This window comes from Streptomyces sp. NBC_01304 (assembly GCF_035975855.1).
GTDB lineage: Bacteria > Actinomycetota > Actinomycetes > Streptomycetales > Streptomycetaceae > Streptomyces.
This window is the reverse complement of sequence record NZ_CP109055.1, coordinates 3,904,559-3,926,071: the sequence shown is the minus strand read 5'-3', so window position 1 is coordinate 3,926,071 and position 21,513 is coordinate 3,904,559. Positions and strand designations below refer to the sequence as shown.

The window sequence follows — 21,513 nt, the reverse complement described above, 5'->3', positions numbered from 1 at the left end:
ATGACCATGACGAACAACACCACCCAGACAGCCACAAACAATCCCAAGACCCCTGTCACTGTCCTGGGCCTCGGCTCCATGGGCCAGGCTCTCGCCGCCGCATTCCTCCGTGCCGGGCACCCCACCACCGTCTGGAACCGCTCGGCGGGCAAGGGCGAGCAGCTCATCGCCCAGGGCGCGGTCCGCGCCGCCACCGCCGCGGAGGCCGTACGCGCCTCCGAACTGATCGTCGTCTGCCTGGTCGACTACGACGCCTCGGGAGCCGTACTCGCCCCGCTGGCCGCCGAGTTCGAGGACCGGGTCCTGGTCAACCTGACCTCGGACACCCCCGAGCGCGCCCGCGAGGCCGCTGCCTGGGCCGCCGAGCACGAGATCGCCTACCTCGATGGCGCGATCATGGTGCCGACACCGGTGATCGGATCGCCGGAGGCCCTGTTCTTCTACGCGGGCCCGAAGGCCGCGTACGACAAGCACGAAGCAGCCCTCAAGGCGCTGGGCGGCAACGCCACCCACCTCGGCGACGAGCACGCCCTGGCCGGCGTCTACGACCTGGCCCTGCTCGACCTCTTCTGGCACACCATGTCCGGCGTGGTCCACGCCTTGGCCCTGGCCGGCGCCGACGGGGTGAAGGGCGCACACCTGTCCCCGTACCTGACCGGGTTCCTGAGCATCATGCCCGCGATCATCGAGGGCATGGGCACCGAGGCGGACGACGGCAAGTACCCCGGCGCCGAAGCCAACCTGACGATGGAGGTGGCCGCGATCGACCACATCATCCACGCCGCCGACCACCGCAACCTCGACACGACGGCCCTGCGCGCGATGAAGGCCGTCGCGGACCGGGCGATCGCCAAGGGCCATGGCGCGGACAGCTGGACGGCCACGATCGAGGCAGTACGCCCGCAGGCCTGACCTGAAGCCCTTCTCTCTCCCCCCGCCAGGGGGAACTTGTCACATCGATCACCCCCACCGGCGATCAGCCGGGTACGCACCGCCCACCGGCGATCAGCCGGGTACGCGCCTGACCACTGACCGGCGGCGCACGACGAACGAACGCGAGGGGTCGGGTCGGTAGGTGCGTGCTCGACGCATACCGGACCACCTGCAATTGCCCGCGGCGAGCACGTACCTACCGACACGGCCCCGCCTTGACCAACGGCGCTGAGCCACAACCGGGTCAGCAGGGCCCCTCCTGAACCAAAACCGGGTCAGCAGGGGCACGCCCCAAAGCCCCGCCTGCCCCAAACCCAGCCCGTCCGGCGCTTGAGGACCGGGGGCCCGGGGGCAGAGCCCCCGCGACCTAAGCAAAAGACACCCAGCCGCCCCCGCCCAGGGACACGCTAGCCATGACCCCGACGTCAAGGTCTACCGTCGAGGCATGCGAATCGGCGAGCTCGCGGAGCGGGCGGGGACGACCACCCGGACTCTGCGCTACTACGAGTCCCGGGGCCTGCTCTCCGCACGCCGCACGGGCAACGGCTACCGCACCTACGACGAGTCCGACCTGCGGCTGCTCCGGCAGATCCGGACCCTGCAGGACTTCGGGTTCGAGCTGGAGGAGACCCGCCCGTTCGTGGAGTGTCTGCGGTCGGGGCACGACGAGGGAGACGCCTGTCCGGCCTCGCTCGCCGTGTACCGCCGCAAGCTCGACGAACTCGACGGGCTCATCGGGCAGTTGCAGTCGGTGCGGGCCCAGGTCGGGGCGCAGTTGGAGCGGGCCGAGCAGGCGCGGGACGCGCTGGCGGTCGAGGCGGAGGTGCCGGGGGAGGCCCGGTGCGAGCTGAGCGATTCCGTGAACGGCGGAGAGGGTGAGGGGCTGTGAGCCACAAGGCTGAAGGCGTGGCCGAGGTGACGGACGAGGACTTCGCGAGCGAGGTGCTCGGGGCGGACCAGCCGGTCCTGGTCGAATACACGGCGTCCTGGTGCGGGCCGTGCCGGCAGCTCGCGCCGGTGCTGAGCCAGATCGCGCAGGAGGAGAGCGAGCGGCTGAAGGTCGTACAGCTCGACGTGGACGCGAACCCCGGGACGACGACGGCGTACGGCGTGCTGTCGATGCCGACGCTGATGGTGTTCAAGGGCGGTGAGCCGGTCTGGTCCGTCGTGGGCGCACGGCCGAAGCGCAAGCTGCTCGCAGAGCTGGCGGAAGTCCTCTAGCAGTCTTCCTCGCAAGGCACCCTCGATATACGGAAATACCCCGGACGACTTGACGTCCGGGGTATTTCGGCGCGTATATTGAGTGTTTCTGTGCAAACAGAAAAGGCCCCGCAACTGGGGGCCAACAAGAGGAACTCTACCTTGCGGGGAGCTGAATTGTCAACCGGCGAATTCAAAGAATTGGGCGACGAGCAGGAATTCGTCGCCGGGCTCTATGAGCGCCTGGGGGAGCTGCAGGCGCGCGCCGAGCAGTCGACGCAGGCCGCGCTCGCGCAGGCGGGAGGCACGTTCCAGTCGCGCCTGGAGCGGGACGTGACGGTCGCCGAGCAGGGCCGTCTCGCGGCCGAGCTGAACGGCGTGGAGAACGGACTTTGCTTCGGCCGAATCGATCTCCAAGAAGGCGGCACCGAAGAAGGCGGCACCCAAGAAGGCGGCACGCACCACATCGGCCGCATCGGAATCCGAGAGGACAACACGGACCGCACCCCGATTCTGATCGACTGGCGGGCCGATATCGCCCGCCCCTTCTATCTGGCCACCAGCCACACCCCGATGGGCCTGCGCCGCCGCCGGCACATCACCATGCAGGGGCACGAGGTGGTCGCGCTGCACGACGAGATCCTCGACCTGTCCGACGCCGAACGCACCGGCTTCGAGGACCCGAACGGCGACGCCGTGCTGCTCGCCGCCCTGAACGCCGCCCGCACCGGCCGCATGGGCGACATCGTGCAGACCATCCAGGCCGAGCAGGACCGCATCATCCGCGCCCCGCACCGCGGCGTCATGGTCGTCGAAGGCGGCCCGGGCACGGGCAAGACCGCGGTCGCCCTGCACCGGGCCGCGTACCTCCTCTACGCCCACCGGGAACTCCTCGCGAAGCGCGCCGTGCTGATCGTCGGCCCCAACCCGGCGTTCCTCGGCTACATCGGCGAGGTGCTGCCCTCGCTCGGCGAGACGGGCGTGCTGCTCGCGACGATGGCGGAGCTGTACCCGGGCGTGCACGCCACCGGCACGGAGAGCCCCGCGGCCGCCGCGATCAAGGGCCGGGCGGACATGGCGGAGGTACTGGCCGAGGTCGTCGCCGACTGGCAGGCCCTGCCCGACCCGGTGCTCGCGGTCGCGCACGACAACGACACCCTCCTGCTGGACGACGCCACGGTGGCGGACGCCCGCGAAAAGGCCCGCTCGACCGGCCTCCCGCACAACCTGGCCCGCGAACACTTCGAGGGCTTCGTCCTCAACGCGCTCACGGACCAGCTCGCGGACCGCCTCGGCGCGGACCCGTACGGCGGCCCGAACCTCCTCGATGCCTCCGACGTCTCCCAGCTGCGCTCGGAGCTCGACGCCAACCCGGACGTGCACTACGCGATCGCCTCGCTGTGGCCGGTCCTCGCCCCCGAGCAGCTGGTCGCCGACTTCCTGGCCGACCCGACCCATCTGCCCGCCCACGAGGCCGAGTTGATCCGCCGCCCCGCCCGCATCGACGCCACCGGCCTGCGGGTCGCCGAGCCCGAGTGGACCCCGGCCGACGTCCCGCTGCTCGACGAGGCGGCCGAGCTGCTCGGCCACGACGACCGGGCCGCGCGGGCCGCCGCCGACGTCGAGCGGCAGGAGCAGATCGCCTTCGCGCAGGGCGTCCTTGACGTCTCGCGGGCCTCGCGCACCTATGAGTTCGAGGACAAGGAGGAGCTCGACGAGGACGGCTCCGAGGTCCTGTCCGCGCACGACATCATCGACGCCGAGCGCATGGCCGAGCGCCACGAGGAGGCCGACCACCGCAGCGCCGCCGAGCGTGCGGCGGCGGACCGGACCTGGGCGTTCGGGCACATCATCGTGGACGAGGCGCAGGAGCTGTCCCCGATGGCATGGCGCCTGCTGATGCGGCGCGTCCCGACCCGCTCGATGACCCTCGTCGGCGACCCGGCCCAGACCGGGGACGAGGCTGGGTGCGGCTCCTGGGAGGAGATCCTCCGGCCGTACGTCGACGACCGCTACGAGCTGGTCCGCCTCGGGGTGAACTACCGCACGCCCGAGGAGATCATGGACCTCGCGGCGGGGGTGCTGCGCGCGCAGTCCCCGGAGTTCGAGCCGCCCCGGTCGGTGCGTTCGACGGGCGTACGGCCCCTCGTCGAGGCCGTATCGCCCGCAGAGCTCCCGGCATTGGTCGGCAAGTTGGCGCTGGACCTCACCCCGTCGGAGGGCCGCCTCGCGGTGATCGCGCCGCGCGCCCTGCACGCCGCGCTCGCCGAACACCTCGACGGCGTGACGGCGGGGGCGGAGCCGGACCTGACCCACCAGGTGGTGCTCCTCGACGCGCGGCAGTCGAAGGGGCTCGAGTTCGACTCGGTGATCGTGGTGGAGCCGACGGCGTACAAGACGAGCGACCTGTACGTCGCCCTGACCCGGGCCACGCGCACGCTGGGGGTGGTGCACACCGGTCAACTGCCGCCCGGGCTCGGGTAGGCGGCGGCCGCCCGGCCCGCCCCTGCGGACAGGGCATCACGCCGGCCGCAGCCACACCGTGGAAAGCGGCGGCAGCGCGAGCCGCAGGCTGGCGCCCCGGCCGTGCGAGGCGTGGGCGTCCGGCTTGAGGGTGCCGGGGTTGCCGACCCCGCCCCCGCCGTAGCGGACCGCGTCCGTGTTCAGGACCTCGTGCCAGGCGGGGACCTCCTCCGGCACGCCCAGGCGGTACTCGTGGCGGACGACCGGCGAGAAGTTGCACACCGCGAGCAGCGGTGAGTCGTCCGCGTCGAGGCGGAGGAAGGCGAAGACGTTGTCCTCGGCCGCGTCGCCCTCGATCCAGGCGAAGCCGCCGGGGTCGGTGTCGCGCTGCCACAGGGCGGGCTGGTCCCGGTAGCCGGTGTTCAGGTCGCGCACCAGGTCGCGGATGCCCCGGTGGTCGGCCTCCGCACCGTAGGACGGGTCGAGCAGCCACCAGTCGGGGCCGTGCTCCTGGGACCACTCGGCGCCCTGCGCGAACTCCTGCCCCATGAAGAGGAGTTGCTTGCCCGGGTGGGCCCACATGAAGCCCAGGTAGGCCCGGTGGTTGGCGCGCTGCTGCCACCAGTCCCCGGGCATCTTGGAGACCAGGGCCCGCTTGCCGTGCACGACCTCGTCGTGGGAGATGGGCAGGACGTAGTTCTCGCTGTACGCGTACACCATCGAGAAGGTCATCTCGTTGTGGTGGAACTTGCGGTGCACGGGCTCATGGCTGACGTAGCCGAGGGAGTCGTGCATCCAGCCCATGTTCCACTTCAGGCCGAAGCCGAGCCCGCCGAAGCCGCCGGGGCCGATGTGGTGCGTGGCGCGGGTGACGCCGTCCCAGGCGGTGGACTCCTCGGCGATGGTGACGACGCCCGGCGCGCGCCGGTACACCGTGGCGTTCATCTCCTGCAGGAAGGCCACCGCGTCCAGGTTCTCGCGGCCGCCGTGCTCATTGGGCGTCCACTGGCCGTGCTCGCGCGAGTAGTCCAGGTAGAGCATGGACGCCACCGCGTCGACCCGCAGGCCGTCGATGTGGAACTCCTCGCACCAGTACACGGCGTTGGCGACCAGGAAGTTGCGTACCTCCTTGCGCCCGTAGTCGAATTCGAGGGTCCCCCAGTCGGGGTGCGCGGACCGCAGCGGGTCCTCGTGCTCGTACAGGGTCCGGCCGTCGAACTCGGCGAGGGCCCAGTCGTCGCGCGGGAAGTGCGCGGGCACCCAGTCCATGAGCACGCCGATGCCCGCCCGGTGCAGCGCGTCGACGAGGAACTTGAAGTCGTCGGGGGTGCCGAGCCGGGCCGTCGGGGCGTAGAAGCCGGTGACCTGGTAGCCCCAGGATCCGCCGAAGGGGTGCTCGGCGACCGGCATCAGCTCGATGTGCGTGAAGCCCAAGTCGTTGACGTACGCCGGGAGTTGTTCGGCGAGCTGGCGGTACGTGAGCCCGGGACGCCAGGACGCGAGATGCACCTCGTACACCGAGAACGGCGCCTCGTGCACCGGCCGGGCGGCCCGCCCCGCCATCCACTCCTGGTCCCGCCACACGTGGTGCGAGTCCGTGACGACCGAGGAGTTGGCGGGCGGCACCTCGGTGCGCCGGGCCAGCGGATCGGCGCGCAGGGTCTTGCCGCCGTCCGGCTTGGTGATCTCGTACTTGTAGACCTCGCCCTCGCCGACGCCGGGTATGAACAGCTCCCAGACGCCGGAGCCGCCCAGCGAACGCATCGGGAAGCCGGTGCCGTCCCAGAAGTTGAAGTTCCCGACGACCCGCACGCCCTGCGCATTGGGTGCCCACACGGCGAACCGGGTGCCGGTCACCCCTTGGTGTTCCATGGGCCGCGCGCCCAGGGCCCGCCACAGCTCCTCGTGCCGGCCCTCGCCGATGAGATGCAGGTCGAGGGCGCCGAGGGAGGGCAGGAAGCCGTACGGGTCATCGGTTTCGAGCTCCGTGCCCTCGTACGCGACGAGCAGCCGGTAGGACGGAACCTCGCGCAGGGGGAGCACGCCGGAGAAGAACCCGTCCCCGTCGTCGCGCAGTTCGGCCCGCAGGTCCTCGGTGAGGACGGTGACCTTCAGTGCGTACGGCCGCAGCACCCGGAAGACGACACCGCCGTCCACGGAGTGTGCGCCGAGTACGGCGTGGGGTTCGTGGTGGGAGCCGTGGAGGAGCCTGGCGCGGTCATGGATGTCCAACCGGTCAAGCTCGGCAGGCTGGTTGGGCACCTCCGGAGGTTCGGGCAAAATCAGCCCCTCCGGCGTTTGAGGAGCGGGGGCGGAGCCCCGGGGCTTGGGGACATCCGGGCTCGTCTTCTTGGCCGGGCTCTTCTTCACAGCCTTGGCCGTCTTGGCCGACTTCGTGGTCTTGGCACCCTTGGCAGGCTTGGCCGGTCCGGCAGGATCACGCGGGGTCACAGGTGGAGCCTCCTCAAAAGAGAGATCACGCCTCGCCAAAAGCGAGGCGACGTATCGCGGCCATGGGCACAGGAAGCCAGTCCGGCCGATGCCGGGCCTCGTACAGCACTTCGTAGACGGCCTTGTCGGTCTCGTACGCCCGCAGCAGTTCGGGCCGCTCCCGGGGATCGCCCCCGCCGGCCTCCGCGTACCCGGCGCAGTACGCGTTCCGGCAGCCCGCTGCCCAGTCGGGCGACCACGGCCGGTGCGAGCGGGCCGCGTAGTCGAAGGAGCGCAGCATGCCTGCCACGTCCCGTACCGGCGGCTGCGGCCGGCGGCGCTCGGCGAGGGGCCGGGCCGGCTCCCCCTCGAAGTCGATGACCGACCAGACCCCGTCCGGCGCCCGCAGGAACTGGCCCAGGTGCAGGTCTCCGTGGACCCGTTGGGCACGCCCGCCGTCCGTATCACCCAGGTCGGCCAGCGCGTCGAAGGCGACCGCGAGCCCGGGGGCGTACGGCCGCAGCGCGGGCACGGCCTGCGCCGCCGCCTCAAGGCGCTCCAGCATTCCGGCGGCGATCAGCTCGGTCTGGGCCCGCCCGAGGGACACGGTGGGCAGCGCCCCGGCGAGCGCGGAGTGCACCTCGGCGGTGGCCCGCCCGAGCGCCCGCGCCTCGGCGGTGAAGTCGTCTCCCTTGGCGAGCCGGCGCAGCGCCAGCTCCCAGCCGTCCTCGGCCCCGGCCAGATAGGGCACGAGCACCCCGAGGACGTGCGGCCCCTGCCGGAACCAGGCGACCGGTGCGGGCACCCGCGCACACCCGGCGCGGGCGAGCGCGAGCGGCAGTTCCAGGTCCGGCTGGTCGCCGGGGACGACCCGGCGAAAGAGCTTCAGGATGAACGTATCGCCGTACACCAGCGAGGAGTTGGACTGTTCGGCGCCCAGCATCCGGGGGGTGAGCCCGGCCGCGATCTCGCTGTCCGGGTCCCGCTCGAAGAGCAGTCCGTCGGCACGGCCGGGCATCCGCAGCCGCTCCAGGAGCAGCCCGGCGAGCCGGGGGTCGCGCAGCCCTTCGTACACCGTGCTGCCCGCCAGTGGCCCGGACCCCAGATGCCCGATCAACGCGGGCGCCAGATGCGGCGGCAGCGTGCGACGCACCCCGAGGAGCAGCTGGTAGCAGTCCGCCGGACCGGCCGCCGACTGGCCCGGAACGAGGGGCTGTTGGGCCTCTACGAGGAGGTGCAGGAACCCGGTGGCCGAGCCCGGCGGCAGTAGCTCGGTCGCGGAGACGAGGGCGAACCCGGTCACCGGTCGGCCCTTGCCGGAGAACCACCGCTGCCTCGGCAGCCACTCCCTGAGCAGCGGATCCAGCGATTCGATCAGCTCGGGGTGCCCGGTGGCATGGGTGACCGCTTCCGACATGGCGTCGCGTCCTTCCGCGCAGCGGACGGGGGAGGGTGTGCCGTGCGGGGCGAGTGCCCGGAGCGGACCGACGAAAACTGCCGGCCCGCGTCCGGTCAACTCGACTGATCTGAACTCACCAGCTGACCTGAACTCACCAGCTGATCCAAACTCACCAACTGATCTGAACTCACAACCTACGCCGCATCCCGCCGCAGCCGGAACCAGTAGAACCCATGCCCCGCGAGGGTCAGGAGATACGGCAGTTCACCGATGGCCGGAAAGCGCACCCCGCCGATCAGTTCCACGGGGTGCCGCCCGTTGAAGGCCTGGAGATCCAATTCCGTGGGCTGTGCGAAACGCGAGAAGTTGTGCACGCACAGCACCAGATCATCGCCCTCCTCCTCGGTCGGAGGGGCCTCGCGCAGGAATGCGATCACCGCGGGATTGGACGAGGGGAGTTCCGTATACGAGCCGAGCCCGAATGCCTTGTTCTGCTTGCGGATCTCGATCATGCGGCGGGTCCAGTGGAGCAGCGAGGACGGGGACGCCATCGACGCCTCGACGTTCGTCACCTGGTAGCCGTAGACCGGATCCATGATGGTCGGCAGGTAGAGCCGCCCGGGGTCGCAGGACGAGAAGCCCGCGTTCCGGTCGGGGGTCCACTGCATCGGGGTGCGGACGGCGTCCCGGTCGCCGAGCCAGATGTTGTCGCCCATGCCGATCTCGTCGCCGTAATAGAGGATCGGTGATCCCGGGAGCGAGAGCAGCAGTGCCGTGAACAGCTCGATCTGATTGCGGTCGTTGTCCAGGAGGGTGGCGAGCCGCCGGCGGATGCCGATGTTGGCGCGCATCCTCGGGTCCTTGGCGTACTCCGAGTACATGTAGTCGCGCTCTTCGTCGGTGACCATTTCGAGCGTCAACTCGTCATGATTACGAAGGAAGATGCCCCATTGGCAGCCGGACGGAATGGCCGGAGTCTTCGCTAGGATCTCCGAGACCGGATACCTGGACTCCCTGCGTACCGCCATGAAGATCCGCGGCATCACGGGGAAGTGGAAGGCCATGTGGCATTCGTCGCCGCCCTCCTCGAAATCCCCGAAATAGTCGACGACGTCCTCCGGCCACTGGTTCGCCTCGGCGAGCAGTACCGTGTCCGGGTAGTGCGTGTCGATCTCCTTGCGGACCCTTCTAAGGAGCTCGTGGGAGCGAGGAAGGTTCTCGCAGTTGGTGCCCTCCTCGGCGAACAGATAGGGCACGGCGTCCAGGCGGAAGCCGTCGATGCCGAGGTCGAGCCAGAACCGCAGCGCCGAGATGATCTCCTCCTGGACGGCCGGGTTCTCGTAGTTGAGGTCCGGCTGGTGGGAGAAGAAGCGGTGCCAGAAGTACTGCTTGCGCACCGGGTCGAAGGTCCAGTTGGACGTCTCCGTGTCGACGAAGATGATCCGGGCGTCCTGGTACTGCTTGTCGTCGTCCGCCCAGACGTAGTAGTCGCCGTAGGGGCCTTCCGGATCGCTGCGTGACTCCTGGAACCACGGGTGCTGGTCGCTGGTGTGGTTCATCACGAAGTCGATGATCACGCGCATGCCGCGCTGGTGCGCGCTGTCCACGAACTCCACGAAGTCCGCGAGATCCCCGAACTCCGGCAGCACGGCCGTGTAGTCCGAGACGTCGTAACCGCCGTCGCGCAGCGGTGACTTGAAGAACGGCGGCAGCCACAGGCAGTCCACGCCCAGCCACTGGAGATAGTCCAGTTTGGCGGTGATGCCCTTGAGGTCGCCGATGCCGTCGCCGTTGCTGTCCTGGAAGGAGCGGACGAGCACCTCGTAGAAGACGGCGCGCTTGAACCACTCGGGATCACGGTCCTTGGCAGGGGTGTCCTCGAAGGTGTCCTGGACTGGCTCGTTGACGATCATGGTGTGGGTGACCCTCCGATCGACGGTGAGGACGGTCGCAGGACGTGAAGGATGTGCGCGGGCGTCCGGCCCGGTTCGAGGCGCACGTAGTTCGTCCTGCCCCAGTGATAGGTCTCTCCGGTGAGTTCGTCGCACACCGGCACGGAGTCGTGCCATTCAAGGCCGAGTTCCGGCATGTTCAACGAGACCGTGGCCTCCTGGGTGTGGTGGGCGTCGAGGTTCACGACCACCAGAACCGTGTTCGAGCTCTCTTGTTTCGAGTACGCGAGCACCGCGTCGTTGTCCGTGTCGTGGAAGCGGAGCGGGCGCAGCCGGCGCAGGGCCGGATGGTCGCGCCTGATCCGGTTGAGCGCGGTGATGAGCGGGGCGATGGTGCGCCCCTCGCGTGCGGCCGAATCCCAGTCCCGCGGCCGCAGTTGGTACTTCTCCGAGTCCAGATACTCCTCGCTACCGGGGCGTAGAGATACGTTTTCGCACAGCTCGTATCCGCTGTAGACGCCCCAGGTCGGGGAGAGCGTCGCGGCGAGCACGGCCCGCACCTCGAAGGCCGGACGGCCGCCTTCCTGCAGGTATGCGTGCAGGATGTCCGGAGTGTTCACGAAGAAGTTGGGGCGCATGTACGCGGCTGCGTCGCCGGCGAGTTCGGTGCCGTAATCCACCAGCTCCTGGCGGGAGTTGCGCCAGGTGAAGTAGGTGTACGACTGCTGGAAGCCGGCCTTGGCGAGCGAGTGCATCATGGCCGGACGGGTGAACGCTTCGGCCAGGAACAAAACATCGGGATCCGTGCGACGGATGTCACCGAGCACCTGCTCCCAGAAGACCACCGGCTTGGTGTGCGGATTGTCCACGCGGAAGATGCGTACGCCGTGCTCCATCCAGAACCGCAGGACCCGCAGCGTCTCGCGCACCAGGCCCGGCATGTCCTTGTCGAAGGCGATCGGGTAGATGTCCTGGTACTTCTTGGGCGGGTTCTCCGCGTAGGCGATCGTGCCGTCGGCGCGGTGGTGGAACCACTCGGGGTGCTTCTCCACCCAGGGGTGGTCGGGGGAGCACTGCAGGGCGAAGTCGAGGGCGATCTCCAGGTCCAACTCGGCTGCCCTGGCCACGAATCGATCGAAGTCGTCGATCGTGCCGAGGCCCGGGTGGACCGCGTCGTGGCCGCCCTCGGGGGAGCCGATCGCCCAGGGCACGCCCACGTCGTCCGGGCCCGGCGAGAGCGAGTTGTTGCGGCCCTTGCGGAAGGTCGTGCCGATGGGGTGGATCGGCGGCAGGTACACCACGTCGAAGCCCATCGCGGCGATCGCGGGCAGCCGCTCGGCGGCCGTGGCGAAGGTGCCGTGCACGGGTGGCCCGGCGGCCGGGACGACCGCGCCCTCGGACCGCGGGAAGAACTCGTACCAGGAGCCGAACAGCGCCCGCTCCCGCTCCACGAGCAGCGGCAGCGGCCGGGACGCGGTGACGTGCTCCCGCAGCGGATGCCTGCTCAGCGCCGCCTCCACCTCGGGGGTGAGCGCCGCCGCGAGCCGCGCCGCGACCGGCCTCCCGGTGTCGCGCAGACCGTCGACCGCGCCCAGGACCGCCTCGCGCCCCGCGCTGGCCGGCACGCCCGCCGCCGCCCGCTCGTACAGCTGGGCGCCCTCCTCGAGGACCAGCTCGGTGTCGATCCCGGCCGGGATCTTGATCTGTGCGTGGTGCCGCCAGGTGGCGACCGGATCGCCCCAGGCCTCCACGGCGTACGTCCACGTCCCCACGCCGTCCGCGACGACCTCGGCGCCCCACCGGTCGGTGCCGGGGGCCAGCTCGCGCATCGGGGTCCAGGGGCCGCTGCGGCCCTGGGGATCGCGCAGGACCACATTGGCGGCGACCGCGTCATGGCCCTCGCGGAAAACGGTGGCGCTGACCTGGAAGACCTCGCCCGTCACGGACTTGGCGGGGCGGCGCCCGCAGTCGACGACGGGGTGGACGTCCAGGACGGGGATGCGGCCGAACCGGCCCGGGGGCGGGGCGGAGGCGTGCGCATGGGTCCGTATGTGTTCGGTGCCGTGCTCGTGCTCACGATCGTGGTCGTGAGCACGTGCGTTCGGCACGTTTGAGCTTCGGTGCTTTGCGGGCATGACCGCTCCTTGTCGCTTCATGCAGTCGGCGACTTACGGGGTTGAGAGGGGTCCTGCGATGCTCTTGCGGATGCTCCGGAGATCGTCCTGCGCGAGGTCGGGCGACGCGCGCACAGGCGCGTACCGGAGGAGCCTTCCCCCGCTTCTCGGGTGGGCAATCCGGCTCTTTGTTAACTACTAGCGCGTAACGGCTCAGACAAGACGGCCGGCCCTGTCGATTGGCCGGACTCGATGGGCGATGACGGCCAGTCGCGCTGTCGTGCGCCGTGGTTGGAGACGCCCGGCCCGGCTACCTTCGAGGGTGCCCCTGCCGATGCACCCCTGTGAAGGTGGTTGTCGTGAAGGCCATCCGTCGGTTCACCGTACGTCCCGTACTCCCCGAACCCCTGCGCCCCCTGAGCGACCTGGCCCGCAATCTGCGCTGGTCATGGCATACGGAGACCCGTGAGCTCTTCGAGTCGGTCGACCCCGGGCGGTGGTCGGGCGACCCGGTTCAACTGCTCGGGAGCGTGCCGCCCGCGCGGCTGGCCGAGCTTGCCGAGGACCAGGACTTCCTGCGCCGGCTGCGTACGGCCGCCGAGGAGTTGCAGACCTATGTGGGCGGGGACCGCTGGTACCAGGAGCAGTCCGCCGAACTGCCCGCCGCCATCGCCTACTTCTCGCCCGAGTTCGGGATCACGGCCGCGCTGCCCCAGTACTCCGGCGGCCTCGGCATCCTGGCCGGCGATCATCTGAAGGCGGCCAGTGACCTGGGGGTTCCGCTCATCGGTGTCGGGCTGCTCTACCGGCACGGGTACTTCCGGCAGTCCCTGTCGCGGGACGGCTGGCAGCAGGAGCACTACCCCGTGCTCGACCCCAACGAGCTGCCGCTCTCCCTGCTCAGGGACGCCGACGGGACCCCGAGCCAGGTGGCGCTCGCGCTGCCGCACGGGCGCAGTCTGCGGGCGCACATCTGGCTGGCTCAGGTGGGGCGGGTGCCGCTGCTGCTTCTCGACTCGGACGTCGAGGAGAACGCTCTGGGGGAGCGCGACGTCACCGACCGGCTGTACGGCGGGGGCAGTGAGCACCGGCTGCTGCAGGAGATGCTGCTGGGCATCGGTGGGGTGCGTGCGGTGCGTATGTACTGCGCGTCGACGGGGCATGCGGCCCCCGAGGTGTTCCACACCAACGAGGGGCATGCGGGGTTCCTCGGCCTCGAACGCATCCGTGAACTCTGCGAAGGCGGGCTCGACTTCGACGCCGGCCTCGAATCGGTGCGCGCGGGCACCGTGTTCACCACGCACACGCCCGTCCCCGCCGGCATCGACCGCTTCGACCGCGAGCTGGTCGCCCAGCACTTCGGCGAGGGCGCCGAGCTGCCCGGGATCGACCTCGGCCGGGTTCTCCAGCTGGGCATGGAGACGTACTCGGGAGGCGAGCCGAACGTCTTCAACATGGCGGTGATGGGCCTGCGGCTCGGGCAGCGCGCGAACGGTGTGTCGACGCTCCACGGGCGGGTGAGCCGCGAGATGTTCGCGGGGCTGTGGCCGGGGTTCGACCCCGAGGAGGTGCCGATCGGCTCAGTCACCAACGGGGTGCACGCGCCGACCTGGGTCGCCCCCGAGGTGTTCCGGCTCGGCGCCCGGCAGATCGGCGCCGAGCGCACCCAGCACGCCCTGAGCGTCGGCGGCTCCGAGCGCTGGGACGCGGTGGCGGACATCGCGGACCGTGACGTGTGGGAGCTGCGCCGGACCCTGCGGGCGCAGCTCGTCGACGAGGTGCGCGGCCGGCTGCGGGCCTCCTGGCTCCAACGGGGCTCCGGGACCGCCGAGTTGGGGTGGATCGACTCCGTCCTCGACCCGGACGTCCTCACCATCGGCTTCGCCCGCCGCGTCCCCTCGTACAAGCGGCTGACCCTGATGCTGCGCGACCGCGACCGGCTCATGGAGCTGCTCCTTCACCCCGAGCGCCCGGTCCAGTTCGTGATCGCGGGCAAGTCGCACCCGGCGGACGACGGCGGCAAGCGCCTCATCCAGGAGCTCGTCCACTTCGCCGACGACCCGCGCGTGCGCCATCGCATCGTCTTCCTGCCCGACTACGGCATGGCGATGGCCCAGAAGCTCTACCCCGGCTGCGACGTATGGCTCAACAATCCACTCCGTCCTCTGGAGGCTTGTGGCACGAGCGGGATGAAGGCCGCGCTCAACGGCTGCCTCAACCTCTCGGTCCTGGACGGCTGGTGGGACGAATGGTACGAGCCGGACTTCGGCTGGGCGATCCCCACCGCCGACGGCTCCGCGATGGACGACGAGCGCCGCGACGACCTGGAGGCGGGCGCGCTCTACGACCTCCTGGAGCAGCGCATCGCGCCCCGCTTCTACGAGCACGGGCAGGAGGGCCTGCCCGACCGCTGGATCGAGATGGTCCGCCGCACCCTCGCCTCGCTCGGCCCGAAGCTGCTCGCGGGGCGCATGGTGCGCGAGTACGTCGAGCGGCTGTACGCGCCCGCCGCCCGCGCCCACCGGGCGCTGGATGCCGACGCCGCACGGGAGTTGGCCACCTGGAAGGCGCGGATCCGTGGGGCCTGGCCCCAGGTGGTCGTCGACCATGTGGAGGCCGCGGCCCCTGCGGTGGCCGCGCCCGCCGGCCGGTCCGGCGGCTCCACGGCGGAGCTGGGCGCGACGCTCGCGCTGCGGGTGCGGGTCCGGCTCGGCGCGCTCGGGCCGGACGACGTGGAGGTGCAGGCGGTCACCGGCCGGGTCGACTCCGAGGACCGCATCACGGACGCGCACACCACGGCCCTCAAGCCGACGGGCGGGCCGGACCTGGAGGGGCGCTGGGTGTACGAGGGGCCGCTCGCGCTGGACCGGACGGGGCCGTTCGGCTACACGGTCCGTATCCTTCCGGCGCATCGACTGCTCGCGGTCGGGGCCGAGTTGGGGCTCTTGGCCGTTCCATCCGAGGCGACGGGGGAAGCGGCAGGGGTGCTGATGCGGTAGCGGCGATTTTCGGCCAGCCCGGCGCGATTCGGCCCGACCGTTGAACGAGGGCCGGGCCGAGCGCCGAAGTGGGGGGTTGGGGTCGGATTCCCCGAGGGTCCGGCCCCGATGCGGCACGGGCGGCTGTTCGCATATCGGGCTCGGGCCTCCGGGCAACGGACGATTTCCGGCCAACCTATTGGCGCGCTCCTGACAACCCCGCGCCCAACTGCCACTCTTCCCTCGGTCGAGACACAGCAACCCCACAGTTCCGCGCTGGTCATCGGCTGATCCCCCCACGTGCACTTTGCTCTGCCCCGCTCTGCCCGGATGGCCACCCTCTGTCCGGTACCCCACGGCCGTGACCCCGCGGCCCGCAGAAGGAGTCAGTGTTGAGACGCACCTCCCACAGACGTGTCACCGCCGCCGGAGCTCTCGCCACGGCAGCAGCCATGCTCGTCCTCGGCGTCCAGTCGGGAGCGGCAACCGCCGGTCCCAGCTCGGCCCCCGTCGCCGGCAAGGTCGACAAGGGCGCTCTGCCCGCCAAGCTCAGCCCCGCCCAGCGCGCCGAACTGCTCCGTGATGCCAACGCCACCAAGGCCGAGACGGCCAAGGATCTCGGGCTCGGCGCCAAGGAGAAGCTCGTCGTCCGCGATGTCGTCCAGGACCGCGACGGCACCACCCACACCCGCTATGAGCGCACCTACGACGGACTCCCCGTCCTGGGCGGCGACTTGGTGGTCGCCGAATCCAAGGCCGGCAAGACCGAGGCCGTGACCAAGGCCTCGAAGTCGCAGCTCAAGGCCATCGACCTGAGCGCCGAGGTCAAGCCCGCCGCAGCCGAGAAGCAGGCCCTGGGCGCCGCCCGCGCCGAGGGCTCCAAGAAGGCCGAGGCCAACCGTGCGCCCCGCAAGGTGGTGTGGATGGCGAAGGGCACGCCGACACTCGCGTACGAGACCGTCGTCGGCGGCCTGCAGCACGACGGGACCCCGAACGAGCTGCACGTCGTCACGGACGCGCAGTCCGGCAAGAAGCTCTGGGAGTACCAGGCCGTCGAGACCGGCACCGGCAACACCATGTACAGCGGCCAGGTCACCGTGGGCTCCTCGCAGTCGGGCAGCACCTACAACCTGACCGACACCGGGCGGGGCAACCACAAGACGTACGACCTCAACGGCGGCTCCTCCGGCACCGGCACGCTCTTCTCCGGGCCCGACGACGTCTGGGGCAACGGCAGCCCGTCCAACCGGGAGACCGCGGGCGCCGACGCCGCCTACGGCGCGGGTCTGACCTGGGACTACTACAAGAACGTGCACGGTCGCACCGGTATCCGCGGCGACGGTGTCGGGGCGTACTCGCGCGTCCACTACGGCAACGCGTACGTCAACGCCTTCTGGCAGGACAGCTGCTTCTGCATGACGTACGGCGACGGCACGGGCAACACCAAGCCGTTGACCTCCATCGACGTGGCGGCGCACGAGATGACGCACGGCGTCACCGCCGCGACGGCGAAGCTGGTCTACAGCGGTGAGTCCGGCGGTCTGAACGAGGCGACGTCCGACATCTTCGCGGCCGCCGTCGAGTTCAACGCCAACAACGCCAGCGACAAGGGCGACTACCTGGTCGGCGAGAAGATCGACATCCGGGGCAACGGCACTCCGCTGCGCTACATGGACAAGCCGAGCAAGGACGGCTCGTCCAAGGACTCCTGGTACGCGGGCATCGGCAACATCGATGTGCACTACTCGTCGGGTCCGGCCAACCACTGGTTCTACCTGCTCTCCGAGGGCAGCGGCGCCAAGGACATCAACGGCGTGCACTACGACTCGCCGACCGCCGACGGTCTGCCCGTCACCGGGATCGGCCGGGCCAAGGCCGAGTTGATCTGGTTCAAGGCGCTCACCACGAAGTTCAGCTCCTCGACGAACTACGCGGGTGCGCGCTCCGGCACCGAGGCCGTCGCGGCCGAGCTGTACGGCACCTCCAGCGCCGAGTACAAGTCGCTGCAGGACGCCTGGGCGGCCATCGCGGTGGGCCCCCGCCCCGGCGGCGGCGACCCGGGCGGCAAGGTCTTCGAGAACACCGCTGACGTCCAGATCCCGGACAACGCCGGGGCCGTCACCTCGTCGGTCACCGTCTCCGGAGTCACCGGCAACGCGCCGTCGACGCTCAAGGTCGGCGTGGACATCATCCACACCTGGCGCGGTGACCTGGTCGTCGACCTCGTCGCCCCGGACGGCTCGGTCTACAACCTGAAGCCGTTCAGCTCCTCCGACTCGGCGGACAACGTGCAGACCACGTACACGGTGAACGCCTCGTCCGAGGTGGCCAACGGCACCTGGAAGCTGCGGGTGCAGGACAAGGCGGCGCAGGACGTCGGCTACATCAACAGCTGGAAGTTGACCTTCTGAGTCACGCATAAGGTCGTACGCCAGTGAATCCGGGCGTCGTCCGGGGCAACCTGCCCCGGGCGGCGCCCAGTTCGCATTACGGACCCTGATCTTCGCCAGGCGGACGATTTTCGGCCAACCTGCGTACGCCCTCCTGACATGTACGCGGCTGGGATGGCACTCTTCCCCCGCACGGCACACCCGCACCAGCACTTCCCCCGTCCGGATGCCCCCCCACGGCACCCGGACGGTTCCCCCCACTACACAGGGAGTCTTTGCGTGTCGCCTCGAATATCCCGCACCACCGCCCTCATCGGCACCGCGGTCACCTCCGCTGCTCTGCTCGCCGCCGGTATGACCACCGGCGCATCCGCCAACACCGCCCCGGAGCCCACCGCCTCCGCGGCCTCCTCCGCGGCCCCCGCCAAGCTCTCCGCCTCCCAGCGCGCGGAGCTCCTGCGCGACGCCGACGCGGCCAAGGCCGCGACCGCCAGAGAGCTGGGCCTGACCGCCCAGGAGAAGCTCGTCGTCCGCGACGTCATCAAGGACCGCGACGGCTCGACCCACACCCGCTACGAGCGCACCTACGGCGGACTCCCGGTCCTCGGCGGCGACTTGGTCGTCCACGAGACCAAGGCCGGCAAGACCGAGGGCGTCACCAAGGCGACCGGCAAGTCCCTCAAGGTCGACACCGCCGCCACCCTGGCCGCCGCCCCCAAGGGCGCCCGCAAGGTGGTCTGGGCCGCGCAGGGCACGCCCACGCTGGCGTACGAAAAGGTCGTCACCAGCACGAAGAAGGACGGCACGCCCAGCAGGCTGCACGTCATCACCGACGCGAAGAGCGGCAAGAAGCTCTTCCAGTGGGACGCCATCAAGACCGAGGACACCGGCACCGGCCACACCATGTACAGCGGTGACGTGAAGCTCGGCACGACGCCCTCGTACACGCTGACCGACGCCGACCGCGGCGGCCACAAGACGTACGACCTGAAGCACGGCAGCTCCGGCACCGGCACGCTGTTCTCCAGCACGGACAACGTGTTCGGCGACGGCACCGCGGCGAACGCCGCGACCGCCGGCGCGGACGCCCACTACGGGGCGGCGGTGACCTGGGACTACTACAAGAACGTGCACGGCCGCAGCGGCATCAACGGCGACGGCAAGGGCGCCTACTCCCGCGTCCACTACGGCAACGCGTACGTCAACGCCTTCTGGGACGACAGCTGCTTCTGCATGACGTACGGCGACGGCGAGGGCAACGCCAAGCCCCTGACCTCGATCGACGTGGCCGCCCACGAGATGTCGCACGGCGTCACCGCGGCCACCGCGAACCTCACCTACAGCGGTGAGTCCGGCGGCCTCAACGAGGCGACCTCCGACATCTTCGGCTCCACCACGGAGTTCTACGCGAACAACGCCAAGGACGTCGGCGACTACCTCATCGGCGAGAAGATCGACATCAACGGCGACGGCTCCCCGCTGCGCTACATGGACAAGCCGAGCAAGGACGGCTCGTCCAAGGACAGCTGGTACTCGGGCATCGGCGGCATCGACGTCCACTACTCGTCGGGCGTCGCCAACCACTTCTTCTACCTGCTGTCCGAGGGCAGCGGCGCGAAGGAGATCAACGGTGTCCAGTACGACTCCCCGACCTCGGACGGCGTGGCCGTCACCGGGATCGGCCGGGACAAGGCCGAGAAGATCTGGTTCAAGGCCCTGACCACGTACATGACGTCCAACACCAACTACGCCGCGGCCCGCACCGCGACCCTGAGCGCCGCCAAGGACCTGTACGGCGACGGCTCGGCCGAGGTCACCGCGGTCGACAAGGCATGGGCCGGGGTCAACGTCAAGGCGGCGGCCACGAAGCCGCACAAGCCGAAGCCGTAACCCACACCGCACACAAGCTGTGAGCACCACTGCACAGCCGTGAGCAGCACCGCACGAAACGGCGCCCGGGGCCTCAACAAGGCCCCGGGCGCCGCCCGTTCACGCACTTCGCTCTCATCCCACGACGAGCACGACCAGCATCGCCACCCAGCACAGCGCCACCAGGACCGGCAGCGCGGCCATGATCAGCCCGGTCGGTGAACGCTCCAGCCAGGCATTGCACTCATGGCCCGATCCCGCCGGAACCGAGCCGCAAACGACGGCACGAGAGCCCGGACCCAGGCGCCGCAAGCGTGCCGCCATGGAGCTCGAGGAGCACATGGCGTGGCACGGCGGGCAGCGGATAGTGGGGCGTGAGGTGGCCCGGGACGGCGCATTCTGGAGCAGGTCGCGACAGGTGAAGAGGTCGTCATCAGTAAGGCCGGTGAGCCGGTCGCCAAGGTCGTACCACTGCGGCCCAAGGTGCGCCGGACGGGACGGGGCTCGCTCCGGGGACGGATTCACATCCCGGACGACTTCGACGCGCTCCCTGACGACATCGCTGACGCCTTCGGGATGCGCCGATGCGCCTGCTGCTCGACACCCATGTGGTCCTGTGGTGGTTGGACGACTCCCCGGAGCTGGGCGACGACATCAAGGAGTTGCTGGACACGGAGCCGGCCGTCTACCTGAGCGCGGTTTCGCCGTGGGAAATCGCCATCAAGCAGTCGCTCGGCAAGCTGGAAGGGCCGGACGACCTCGCCGAGCGCGCCCGCGACAGCCAGTTCACCGCGCTGCCGATCACGGCTGGGCACGGGGTGCGGGCGGGCAGGCTGCCGCAGCACCACCGTGACCAGTTCGATCGGCTCCTTGTTGCGCAGGTGCAGATCGAGGGTATGACGCTGGTGACCCGCGACAAGTGGATCCCGCACTACGACGTGCGGGTCATGCAGGTGTGAGACCCAGCCGCAGTGCTGTGGCCTGTCGCGTGAACGCCCCGCACCTGCCCGGCGTCGGCTGCTTCGACGCCCGCCCGCACGCTACGTGGACGACCCCGCCGACTTCGGGGCCTGCCTCGGCTTGATCCACAACGCCTCGCCGAGCGCGCACAGCTCGCCCTCCGCGGTGGCGAGCGCGACCCCGGCCGTGAGCTTGCGCCCCTCGGACCCGATCACCCAGGAGTACGACACGTAGGGCTCCCCGGCGACCACCGGCCGCAGCTGCGTCCCGGTGAGCGCCGCCGTCAGCGCGCCCGAACCCATCTTGCCGATCCGCACCCCGGCCCAGCCGCTCGGACAGTCGAGGGCCGCCCAGACCATCTCGGGCGGGAGCAGGCCCTCGGCGTCGGCGAGGCCGGCGTCCGGCACCCAGGCCCCGGCGACCAGGTCCCGGCCCGGCACCGTCGAGGGGAAGATCCGCAGGCCGACCCCCGCCGCCGTGTCCGGGCCGCAGCCGAAGCAGCGCAGCAGGGGCGGCGGGTTCTCGCGGTGGTAGGCCAGATAGTCCTCGGTCGCGGCCTGCGCCTCCTCGAAGGACGGCATGTCCGGCAGGTCGAGGGCGAGCTCGGCGGGGCTCGCCGCCACCAGGAGGTCCCCGCGAGCGGTGCCCAACCTGCCGCCCCCGTCAAGGGTCTTGGTGAAGTGCACCGGGGCGCCGACCGGCACGGTGCCGCGGAAGTCGACCCGTACCTCCTTGGCATCCGTCCGCGCGGCGAGCAGCCCCGCCACATAGCCGCCGAAGGCGACCTCGGGATAGCCCGTCACATGGCCGGGGACGGTGAGCGTCTCGGCGCCGGAGCCGGAGTCGGCGGCAGAGGGGGTGGCCCCCGATATCGGTGTCATAGCC

At 70.3% G+C, this 21,513-nt stretch carries 14 protein-coding genes and 1 pseudogene; 9 read left to right on the top strand and 6 right to left on the bottom strand.

The features are described from left to right. Positions 1 to 6: 6 nt before the first annotated feature. The 4 genes from OG430_RS16945 (at position 7) to OG430_RS16930 (ending at position 4,617) form a co-directional block, all read left to right on the top strand. Entirely contained in the window at positions 7 to 912 is a 906-nt protein-coding gene (locus tag OG430_RS16945; protein ID WP_327353342.1) for an NAD(P)-dependent oxidoreductase, read from the top strand. A 466-nt stretch (positions 913 to 1,378) separates the two neighbouring features. After that, positions 1,379 to 1,822 carry a MerR family transcriptional regulator gene (locus OG430_RS16940; protein WP_327353341.1) on the top strand — a complete coding sequence of 148 codons (444 nt, stop codon included), beginning with the start codon at positions 1,379 to 1,381 and terminating at the stop codon, positions 1,820 to 1,822. Continuing rightward, the gene (gene trxA / locus OG430_RS16935) at positions 1,819 to 2,154 is read left to right on the top strand and encodes a thioredoxin (RefSeq protein ID WP_327353340.1); all 336 of its coding nucleotides are present in this window, start codon (positions 1,819 to 1,821) and stop codon (positions 2,152 to 2,154) included. Before OG430_RS16940 ends, trxA begins: the two co-directional genes overlap by 4 nt. Positions 2,155 to 2,310: 156 nt before the next feature. Next, on the top strand, positions 2,311 to 4,617 hold the full coding sequence (locus OG430_RS16930) for a HelD family protein (RefSeq protein ID WP_327353339.1): 2,307 nt from the start codon (positions 2,311 to 2,313) through the stop codon (positions 4,615 to 4,617). 36 nt (positions 4,618 to 4,653) lie between these two features. On the opposite strand, the gene glgB is transcribed toward OG430_RS16930, so the two are convergent. The 4 genes from glgB to OG430_RS16910 all read right to left on the bottom strand — a co-directional run bounded on the left by glgB (position 4,654) and on the right by OG430_RS16910 (position 12,452). After that, the gene (glgB, locus tag OG430_RS16925; RefSeq protein WP_327353338.1) at positions 4,654 to 7,047 is read right to left on the bottom strand and encodes a 1,4-alpha-glucan branching enzyme; all 2,394 of its coding nucleotides are present in this window, start codon (positions 7,045 to 7,047) and stop codon (positions 4,654 to 4,656) included. Positions 7,048 to 7,072: 25 nt separating this feature from the next. Then, a complete protein-coding gene (locus OG430_RS16920; RefSeq protein ID WP_327353337.1) occupies positions 7,073 to 8,443 on the bottom strand; it encodes a maltokinase N-terminal cap-like domain-containing protein in 1,371 nt (456 codons plus the stop codon). A 176-nt stretch (positions 8,444 to 8,619) separates the two neighbouring features. Beyond that, positions 8,620 to 10,338 (bottom strand): maltose alpha-D-glucosyltransferase, encoded by a 1,719-nt coding sequence (gene treS / locus OG430_RS16915; protein WP_327353336.1) that lies wholly within the window; start codon positions 10,336 to 10,338, stop codon positions 8,620 to 8,622. Then, positions 10,335 to 12,452 carry an alpha-1,4-glucan--maltose-1-phosphate maltosyltransferase gene (locus OG430_RS16910; protein ID WP_327353335.1) on the bottom strand — a complete coding sequence of 706 codons (2,118 nt, stop codon included), beginning with the start codon at positions 12,450 to 12,452 and terminating at the stop codon, positions 10,335 to 10,337. The genes treS and OG430_RS16910 overlap by 4 nt, the downstream gene beginning before the upstream one ends. A gap of 338 nt (positions 12,453 to 12,790) precedes the next feature. Here OG430_RS16910 and glgP point away from each other — a divergent pair, with 338 nt between their 5' ends. The 3 genes from glgP to OG430_RS16895 all read left to right on the top strand — a co-directional run bounded on the left by glgP (position 12,791) and on the right by OG430_RS16895 (position 19,689). Then, positions 12,791 to 15,430 carry an alpha-glucan family phosphorylase gene (gene glgP / locus OG430_RS16905; protein ID WP_327353334.1) on the top strand — a complete coding sequence of 880 codons (2,640 nt, stop codon included), beginning with the start codon at positions 12,791 to 12,793 and terminating at the stop codon, positions 15,428 to 15,430. 371 nt (positions 15,431 to 15,801) lie between these two features. Continuing rightward, on the top strand, positions 15,802 to 17,820 hold the full coding sequence (locus OG430_RS16900; RefSeq protein ID WP_327353333.1) for a M4 family metallopeptidase: 2,019 nt from the start codon (positions 15,802 to 15,804) through the stop codon (positions 17,818 to 17,820). A gap of 258 nt (positions 17,821 to 18,078) precedes the next feature. After that, positions 18,079 to 19,689, top strand: a complete 1,611-nt coding sequence (locus OG430_RS16895; protein WP_327353332.1) for a M4 family metallopeptidase — start codon at positions 18,079 to 18,081, stop codon at positions 19,687 to 19,689. A 114-nt stretch (positions 19,690 to 19,803) separates the two neighbouring features. Here the strand turns inward: OG430_RS16895 and OG430_RS16890 are convergent, their stop codons facing one another. Continuing rightward, positions 19,804 to 19,992, bottom strand: a complete 189-nt coding sequence (locus tag OG430_RS16890) for a hypothetical protein (RefSeq protein ID WP_327353331.1) — start codon at positions 19,990 to 19,992, stop codon at positions 19,804 to 19,806. Positions 19,993 to 20,064: 72 nt separating this feature from the next. Here OG430_RS16890 and OG430_RS16885 point away from each other — a divergent pair. Continuing rightward, positions 20,065 to 20,250 (top strand): annotated as a pseudogene (locus tag OG430_RS16885) (type II toxin-antitoxin system Phd/YefM family antitoxin); the annotation flags it as partial. A gap of 2 nt (positions 20,251 to 20,252) precedes the next feature. Beyond that, a complete protein-coding gene (locus OG430_RS16880) occupies positions 20,253 to 20,627 on the top strand; it encodes a type II toxin-antitoxin system VapC family toxin (RefSeq protein WP_327353330.1) in 375 nt (124 codons plus the stop codon). An 81-nt stretch (positions 20,628 to 20,708) separates the two neighbouring features. Here the strand turns inward: OG430_RS16880 and OG430_RS16875 are convergent, their stop codons facing one another. Next, entirely contained in the window at positions 20,709 to 21,509 is an 801-nt protein-coding gene (locus tag OG430_RS16875) for a hypothetical protein (protein ID WP_327353329.1), read from the bottom strand. Between the last annotated feature and the right edge of the window lie 4 nt (positions 21,510 to 21,513).